The following is a 2,246-nucleotide window of genomic DNA, read 5'->3' as shown; positions in this document are numbered from 1 at the left end:
GGGAGCAGGTGCTCGATTCGCTCCCACTGATCATCGCGTAACTTCAACCGACTCATGGCCCACCAAAATCTATGAATACTAAATCAGTTTAAACGAAACTAATGATTGTTAACACACCCTAAGAGCGGCGGTTACGCTATCGAAAATCGAAGTACTCGTAGGCCAGGTTACGACGCGGAATGCCTAGTTCCTCCATCTGTTGGCTTACTGCCTCCTTCAGCCCCTGGGGGCCACAGAAGCGTACCTTCACGCTATCGGCCGGCACATCGTGAGCGATCTCGACCAGCCGTTCGCGGAAGGCCGCGCTGTTCGGCCCAGCAGGCACTGGCACCAACTCCACGTCGCGCGCGTCGGCCTGGGCCTGCAGGGTCTCGACGCTGGGAAACTCCCGCCCCGGGGTATAACAGTAGAAAAGAGTGACCCGTTCCAGCGATTTGGCTTCGGGATCCTGAAGCCAGGAGATGAACGGCGAAATTCCCACGCCCCCAGCGACCCACACCTCATGGCCGGCCCGCTCTGGCCGTGTGAAGTGCCCGTGGGGCGCATAGATATCGGCGCGCATGCCCACCCGGCTCTCGCTGACCAGCTTTCGCGTGTAGTCACCCAGCCCGCGGATGAAGAACTCCACCGCGCCGCTCTCCTGACTGGCCGAGGCGATAGTGAAGGGGTGGGGCTCTCGCAGGCCTTCCTCTTTCAGCCGCAAGAAGCCGAACTGGCCGGACTGGAAGGTCACGCCGCTGCCCACCGGAGCCAGGCGAAGGCGAACCGCCCCGGCGCCGGGTGAGACCTCCACCACCTCATACTCGCCCTGTCGGGCAAGATGCGGATAAAGCAGCAGTTTCCAGGCTGCCGCCGCCACACCCAGGATCGAAAGCGCCCCTAGCCAGAGGCCGACAGGATCGCCCAAGGCGATGGGCGACTTGAAGGTCAACCAGTGCAGGATAACCACCACGAACAGTGGGCCAGAGAGCTTGTGCCAGCCCCGCCACAGGTGGTAAGGGATCTTGCGATTAAGCGCCAGCAAGATGATGAACATCAGCGCCACGAAGCTCGTCTGGCGTAGCAGGCGAGTCCAGTACTTGCTGATCTCAAGGATTGGCTCCACGTCCCAGACGCCAAGCTTGGCTTTGAACACCATGTGGTACGAAGCCAGTCCCAGCGCCCATACGCCCATCCACTTATGGGCGAGATAGATCCGATCCAGCCCGCCCAATAACCGCTCTACCCAGGCCCAGCGACTGGCCAGGATGGCCGAAGTGGCCATCAGCGCCAGAGCCGCCACTCCGGACGCCAGGCTCAGGGTAGCCGAGGTAGCCCAGGTAGAGGCGGGTACTTCCCACAACACCAGCAGGAAACTGACAGCGACCGTGATGGCTACGGCCTGCCAGGGTTTTAGCACCTTCATGTCTTGCCTCCTTGGGTAACGGTCACGATGACATCGGGGGAGAGGGAGGTTTGTTAAATTATGTGGGCATTATCTACGACGAAGGTGCGGTAGTTGTCAAGGAATATGTCGCCTCTGAGGTCATTTAGGCTACCTGTTTTTCCGGTTCGACAACGGTGACCTGAAGCTCCCGCTCGGGGTTGAGCGACACGGTACCGATGGGCGTCCAGTTGCGCGTCTTACCGCTCCAACGGGCGGGGTTGGCCTCCCGAGCCGCCTGATTGATGGCATGGCGCTTGGCCAGCACCTCGGTATCCTCCCCAGCATGTCGTTGTGCCGGTGTCACCAGGCGGATCCCGCTGTGGCGATGCTCGTGGTTGTACCACTGCACGAAGCCAGCCACCCACTCGCGGGCATCGTCGAGCGTGGCGAACCCGTCGACGGGGTAGCAGGGCCGGTACTTGCAGGTCCGGAACAGTGCCTCCGAGTAGGGGTTGTCGTTGCTGACCCGCGGCCGGCTGAAGGACGGCGTGATGCCGAGCTCATGCAGCTTCTCCAGCAACGTGGCGCCCTTGAAGGGGCTACCATTGTCCGCGTGCAGTACCAGCGGCTTGTCAATGATCTGCTCGGCCAGCACCGCCCGTTCCAGCACGCTGCGGGAGTTGTGGGCCGACTCGGCCAGGAATACCTCCCAGCCGGTGATCTTGCGGCTGAAGATGTCGATCATCATCACCAGGTAGTAGGGTCTGTTGACGTTTCATGGCAGGGGTATTGGCAGGATAGGGGCAAGCTCACAGAATAAAGGTTCCTAAGCCAACAAACTGCAAGCCTGCCATGCCCCGACAAATGCTCACGGATGAAC

General features: G+C 60.9%; 1 protein-coding gene and 1 pseudogene. Both read right to left on the bottom strand.

What is annotated here, in order from left to right; all coding sequences use genetic code 11:
* Positions 1 to 136: 136 nt before the first annotated feature.
* On the bottom strand, positions 137 to 1,405 hold the full coding sequence (locus RS027_RS13410; RefSeq protein WP_311957745.1) for a ferredoxin reductase family protein: 1,269 nt from the start codon (positions 1,403 to 1,405) through the stop codon (positions 137 to 139).
* 124 nt (positions 1,406 to 1,529) lie between these two features.
* Positions 1,530 to 2,126: pseudogene (locus RS027_RS13405) on the bottom strand (transposase); the annotation flags it as partial.
* Positions 2,127 to 2,246 lie beyond the last annotated feature (120 nt).

This window comes from Halomonas garicola, assembly GCF_031935715.1.
In the GTDB taxonomy this organism is placed as follows: domain Bacteria; phylum Pseudomonadota; class Gammaproteobacteria; order Pseudomonadales; family Halomonadaceae; genus Vreelandella; species Vreelandella garicola.
This window is presented reverse-complemented; position numbering and strand designations above follow the sequence as displayed.